Origin of the sequence: Streptococcus sp. UBA632, assembly GCF_002300045.1 — a bacterium.
Lineage (GTDB): Bacteria > Bacillota > Bacilli > Lactobacillales > Streptococcaceae > Streptococcus > Streptococcus alactolyticus.
Map to the genome: position 1 here is coordinate 72,384 of NZ_DBPA01000040.1, position 6,012 is coordinate 78,395.

Sequence of the window (6,012 nt, forward strand, 5' to 3'; positions counted from 1 at the left end):
GAAATAGCTACGCTGTTTTTTGTTTGACTGCTCCATAAGTCGCAGCAACGTCAGAATGACTGCGCAAATAAACACGAAAAGTAAGGTGCCGTTTCAACTCAGGCGAATGTTCAGGACACACATAAAGATGATGGCATTGCAAATGCTCTTTTCTAGAATACGTAAAGGGCCTATAAGAAAGAACAACCACTCTTTAGTCCGCATCAAAACCTCCTCAAAAATAAAAAGATATACAGTCATGCATATCTTTTTATTATATCACAAGTTTTCTGATTTCGCGTCTTTCTCTGCGAGAATCTTTTGAAAAATACTTTCTTCTTCCTTGGTAAAAGGATAATTTTCCAGCAAATCAGGACGGCGTTCCAAAGTCTTACGCAAGCTCTGTTCAATGCGCCATTTGCGAATGTTTTCATGGTGACCACTCATCAAGACATCAGGCACCTTCATGCCACGAAAATCATAAGGACGCGTGTATTGCGGGAATTCCAAAAGCCCTGATGAAAAGGAATCATCTTGGTGGCTGGCTTCCTTGCCCAAAACGCTCGGAATCAAACGAACAGTCGCATCCACAATCGTCATCGCTGCCAACTCTCCACCAGTCAAGACAAAATCCCCCAAGGAAATTTCATCTGTCACCAAGGTCTTAATACGTTCGTCATAGCCCTCGTAGTGCCCACAAATGAAAATCAATTCATCTTCCTGAGCTAATTCTTCGGCGTAGCTTTGGTCAAACGTCCGACCTGCTGGGTCTAAGAGAATCACGCGCGGCTTCTTGGCATCAATCTTATCAATAGTATCAAAAATAGGCTGTGCGCGTAAAAGCATTCCCTGACCACCACCATAAGGTTCGTCGTCCACATGACGAGCTTTTTCTGCATTTTCACGGAAATTATGGTAGTTGATTTCCAACAAGCCTTTTTCCGTCGCTTTCCCAACAATCGAATGCTCCAGCGGGGCAAACATTTCTGGGAAAAGGGTTAAAATATCAATCTTCATCGTCAAGTCCTTCTAAGACATCCACATCCACACGATTACCCGCTATATCAACGTTAAGAACAACTGGCGGAATGTAAGGCAGCAACAAGTCACGTTTGCCTTGGCGTTTTACGACCCACACATCATTGGCACCAGGTTGCAAGATTTCTTTCACCTGACCAATTAAAACATCGTTTTCATAAACGTCTAGTCCGATGATTTCATGGTAGTAAAATTCGCCCTCATCCAAATCAGACAAATTTTCCTCAGCAACTTTCAAGGTGCAACCTTTGTATTTTTCGATATCGTTAATATGGTACATTCCTTTGAATTTCACGATATCAAAATTCTTTTGCTTGCGATGGCTGGCAATTTCCACCTCAAGAAGAAATTGGTCCTTGTCATCAAAAATTGCTAATTTTGAGCCTTTTTTAAAACGCTCTTCTGTAAAATCGGTCACTGACAAGACACGCATTTCACCTTGTAACCCTTGGGTATTGACAATCTTTCCAACGTTAAAATAATTCATGCTTACTCCACTTAACTTAATCTTTATCATTTTACTATGATGGCAATAAAAAACCAGCTGCCACCGCAACTGGTCAAGATAGTCCGTACGGGATTCGAACCCGTGTTACCGCCGTGAAAAGGCGGTGTCTTAACCCCTTGACCAACGGACCAAAATCAATGATGTTACCACCAATGAACTCACTGGGGTAGCTGGATTCGAACCAACGCATGAGGGAGTCAAAGTCCCTTGCCTTACCGCTTGGCTATACCCCAAAACAACAAAAACTATTTTACCCTAGTTTAGCTAAGGTGTCAATACCTTTTTGAATATTTTTTCAAAAAAAAATAGAAAAAGAGCAGAAACAACTACTCTTTCTCATCAATAACGAGTCTTACTTTTTTACCTTGAGTTGGTACCGAATAGACAATCGATCTTATCGCTGTAATGGTACGACCTTTTTTACCAATCACACGACCAATGTCTTGAGCATCCAAATCAAGATGGTATTCTAAAAACTCAGGTGTATCCTTAATTTTGATAATAAGATTATCTGGTTGTGAAATCAAGGGTTTCACAATAGCGATAATTAGATTTTCAATGGTATCCATAGGCTTTAGCTTACTCTATTATTTTGAAAATTTTGATTCGTGGAATTTTTTCATAACGCCTTCACGTGAAAGGATGTTACGAACTGTATCTGAAGGTTGAGCACCTTTTGACAACCATTCAAGAACACGATCTTCTTTCAAAGTTACTTGGTTTTCTTCTACAAGTGGGTTGTAAGTACCAACTGTTTCGATGAAACGACCATCACGTGGAGCACGTGAATCAGCTACGTTGATACGGTAGAAAGGTTTTTTCTTAGAACCCATACGAGTTAAACGGATTTTTACTGCCATTAGTATTAAGTCTCTTTTCTATATTTTTTGTCTAAGTTAATAGCCTTGCCACTAACTCACTTTACTTATTATAACATAAAACCTAGGGGTGTCAAGAAAAAAACTTGACAGAGTTTAAAAATATTGAAAAAGGGATCCAATAGTGTTTGGAGTCCCTTTTCTAAGCTTATATCATTCGTAACGAAGAGCTTCAATCGGGTCTAATTTACTTGCTTTATTGGCTGGTAGGATACCAAAGACCATACCAATCAAAGCAGAGAAAATCAAGCTACCGATAGCCACATTGATCGAAATGTATGGCTTGATTTCAGCGATACTATTGCCCAGAATATTGGTCAAAACAACCGCTAATCCCAAACCAATCAAACCACCCAATAATGTCAAGACCATTGATTCAATCAAGAATTGGGTCAAGATTTTTCGGCGTGTAGCACCCAAAGCTTTACGCAAGCCGATTTCGCGTGTGCGTTCTGTCACGGATACCAGCATGATATTCATGACACCGATACCACCAACTAAGAGGGAGATACCTGCAATGGCACCGATAACCGTCGTCATCATGCCATAAGCCGAATTAATTTGGTCAATTTGTTTGGACATGTCATAGATGGTGAAATGCCCCACCTTGACACCTGACAATTGGGTCATCATTTTAGCAGCTTGCTTACCTACCTCAGTAGATTCCTTGGCATCATTGACATGGACAAAAGCCCCTTCAATCTCATTCATATGGAATTCTGCTGCCAGTTGGGTATTGGTCATAATGGCATTTCCACCAGAAGCCATACCATAAAGAGCTGAACCTGCATTAGGATCCTTATACACCCCAACAACCAAGTAGGATTTAGAACCAACAGACACTTGTTTGTTTAAGGCATTGTCGTTGCTGCCAAATAATTTAACCGCTAATTTGGTGTCTAGCATGATAATGCGTGAAAAATGCGAATAATCATCGGCACGGAAACTACGTCCTGCTACAATTTTGTACTTTTTAACGTCAAAATAGGTGCGATTAACCCCTGTAATATTAACGTTTTTCGCTTTTTTATTGACATAAGAAACCGTTGAAGTGGTCGAATTAGTCACATAATAATTTTGAACACCAGGCACATCCGCAGCAATCTTTTGGAGCCATTCTTCTTGAATCTTAGGCCCCTTATCTTGCGAAGTCGATTTCGTATCATCAAAAAAGCTATCGCTATCAGAATCTTTTGTCACATAATAAATCTGAACATCTCGCGTATCAGCTGAAAACATATCGGTAATCTGCTTGGTCAAGCCTTGTCCCAAAGCCATGATCACCACAACAGATGCCACACCGATAATAATTCCCAGCATGGTCAAGAACGAGCGCATTTTGTGCCCCATGATTGAACTTAGGGCGAATTTCCAATTTTCCATGTCTTTTCCCCCTAATCAATTCTGACGCTGTCAGTCGTATCTTTGGTAATCTCACCATCTCTGATAATGATTTTACGCGTTGCAAAATCAGCGACCTCAGGCTCATGTGTTACCATGACAATGGTTTTACCTTCTTGATTTAACTCTGTCAACAGTTGCATGATTTGCTCACTGGTTTTCGTATCCAAGGCTCCTGTTGGTTCGTCCGCCAAAATGATAGACGGATTGTTAACCAAGGCTCTGGCAATTGCCACACGCTGCTTTTGTCCACCTGATAATTCCGATGGCAAATGTTGCATTCGATTACCCAGTTCGACTTTTTCCAAAAATTGCTTGGCTAATTGGCGGCGTTTCCCAGCCCCCACACCTGAATAAATCAGTGGCAATTCCACATTTTGCAAAGCATTTAATTTAGAAAGTAAGAAGAATTGTTGGAAAACAAAGCCGATTTCTTCATTTCGAACCTTGGCCAATTCCTTTTCTTTCAATTCTTCAACCTGCTTGCCATTTAGGGCATAGTCACCTGATGTTGGTCTATCAAGCAATCCGATGATATTCATCAGTGTTGATTTACCAGACCCTGAAGGGCCCATGATGGCTAAAAATTCCCCATCATAGACCTTTAGGTCAACACCTTTTAGCACCTGCAATTCTTGATCACCGTTCTTATAGGATTTGACAATATTTTTAAGATCAATTAAAACTTTTCTTTCTTCTGTCACTACTCACTCTCCCCTGATTCATCTGAAACAGTCGCGTTGTCAGCAACCACATCATCAACTGTTTCACCGTCTTTTAGGCGATCGTTAGGATTAGCAATAACCGTTTGACCAACTTCTAAGCCACTCAAAATTTCTTGCTCTTTCGCATCGGCACTACCAAGAGTGACTTCAACTTTGCTGACTTTTTGCGTGTCTTTGTCATAAACCCAAACGTAGTTTTTCTCACCTTCAGCAATCACTGCCTTCACTGGAACCAGTTTGTTTTTAGTGTCATTGACCACTTCAACAGATACGGTAAAGCCTTGTTTCAAGTTTGAAATATCACCGTTGATATCAACTTTATAGTCATAAGTTGAACTGGCTGTTGAGTCAGACGAAGCACTTGCTGCGCTGGCTGTATCGCTAGTTTGGTTTGGATAATTCGACACGTAAGAAATGGTACCAGTCCATTCTTGGTCTGGGTAAACTTTTGATTTAATCTTAACGGTTTGACCTGTTTTGATGTTTGCCAAATCGTATTCTGTCAAAGTTCCTTGAATTTGCAACTGACCTTCTGTCGCCACATGAACCAAGGTTTGACTGTTTTTTGAAGATGGGTCAATATAGCTGTTGACTTCTACCACCGTTCCTGAAACATCGCTCACGACAACTGTTTCGTTCAAGGCTTGTTGAGCTTTGTTAACTTCGCCTTGAGCATCGGCGTAAGAATCATTTAAATCTTGCAGTTGTTGGTTGTACTGTGCATTTGCTTGAGCAGATGGTGCTTGCGTAACAGTCGTTTGCTCACCAGTTTCTTCATCCGTTGATGCTGTCGTGGTTGGCAAATTACCGTATGTTTTTAGGTAATTAATTTGACGGCCAATTTTGTTAAGGTTACGAACAGCGGCATCATAGGCAGCCTGCGCCGTTGTGGTGTCATACTGCACTAATTGTTGCCCTGTTGTAATCTGGTCACCTACTGAAACGGTTGGCCTAGCTTCTGTCCCTTTGGTGCTGTCGTAATAAACATATTGTTCCTGAAGGGCTTTAACAGTACCTGTTAAGAGGGTTGATGAGGAAATAGAGCCTTCTGTGACCGTACTGGTCTTGTAAGTCACTTCCTCTGCTTCTTTGCTGTCTTTGCCCTGTTGCCACCATAGAAGACCAGCTCCAGCGACTACAAACAAACCAATGGCTGCCCCAATAATCACCTTGTTTCTTTTCGACATCGTCGTTTTACTTCTTCTAGACATAATTCTCCTTTATTCCACAATAGGTTTGTATTATTTTTATAAGACAATTATACGTTTTATAACAATGGGTGTCAAGGCTAAAACGTTAAAACTATCTGTCAATTCTATTATAGCTAAAAAACATCTGACCTATCTTACACTTTTGTAAGATTTGCTTTTGAACGTCAAAAACATACTAAGATTAGTAGCGAGAAAATCTCCGACGGGAGAAAGTACTCTCTACTTTTTCTTTTATGTTAAAGTAGTGGTGTCTTGTTAAGTCGAGTTCTCTT

The 6,012-nt window shown here is 40.6% G+C and carries 8 protein-coding genes and 2 tRNA genes; all 10 read right to left on the reverse strand.

The features are described 5' to 3' along the window. Window positions 1-7 precede the first annotated feature (7 nt). Window positions 8-190, reverse strand: coding sequence for a GrpB family protein (locus B3473_RS05505; protein WP_264879804.1), 183 nt, complete (start codon window positions 188-190; stop codon window positions 8-10). A gap of 68 nt (window positions 191-258) precedes the next feature. Continuing rightward, entirely contained in the window at window positions 259-996 is a 738-nt protein-coding gene (trmD, locus tag B3473_RS05510; RefSeq protein WP_154454592.1) for a tRNA (guanosine(37)-N1)-methyltransferase TrmD, read from the reverse strand. Then, on the reverse strand, window positions 986-1,504 hold the full coding sequence (gene rimM, locus B3473_RS05515) for a ribosome maturation factor RimM (protein WP_154454591.1): 519 nt from the start codon (window positions 1,502-1,504) through the stop codon (window positions 986-988). Before rimM ends, trmD begins: the two co-directional genes overlap by 11 nt. 79 nt (window positions 1,505-1,583) lie before the next feature. Further along, a tRNA-Glu gene (locus B3473_RS05520) sits at window positions 1,584-1,655 on the reverse strand. A 31-nt stretch (window positions 1,656-1,686) separates the two neighbouring features. After that, a tRNA-Gln gene (locus B3473_RS05525) sits at window positions 1,687-1,758 on the reverse strand. Window positions 1,759-1,851: 93 nt separating this feature from the next. Then, a complete protein-coding gene (locus tag B3473_RS05530; protein ID WP_154454590.1) occupies window positions 1,852-2,094 on the reverse strand; it encodes a KH domain-containing protein in 243 nt (80 codons plus the stop codon). An 18-nt stretch (window positions 2,095-2,112) separates the two neighbouring features. Next, the gene (gene rpsP, locus B3473_RS05535; RefSeq protein WP_003065322.1) at window positions 2,113-2,385 is read right to left on the reverse strand and encodes a 30S ribosomal protein S16; all 273 of its coding nucleotides are present in this window, start codon (window positions 2,383-2,385) and stop codon (window positions 2,113-2,115) included. Window positions 2,386-2,556: 171 nt separating this feature from the next. After that, a complete protein-coding gene (locus B3473_RS05540; RefSeq protein WP_154454589.1) occupies window positions 2,557-3,786 on the reverse strand; it encodes an ABC transporter permease in 1,230 nt (409 codons plus the stop codon). Between the two features lie 11 nt (window positions 3,787-3,797). Next, entirely contained in the window at window positions 3,798-4,508 is a 711-nt protein-coding gene (locus B3473_RS05545; RefSeq protein ID WP_167829263.1) for an ABC transporter ATP-binding protein, read from the reverse strand. After that, window positions 4,508-5,740 carry an efflux RND transporter periplasmic adaptor subunit gene (locus B3473_RS05550; protein WP_235281105.1) on the reverse strand — a complete coding sequence of 411 codons (1,233 nt, stop codon included), beginning with the start codon at window positions 5,738-5,740 and terminating at the stop codon, window positions 4,508-4,510. Before B3473_RS05550 ends, B3473_RS05545 begins: the two co-directional genes overlap by 1 nt. Between the last annotated feature and the right edge of the window lie 272 nt (window positions 5,741-6,012).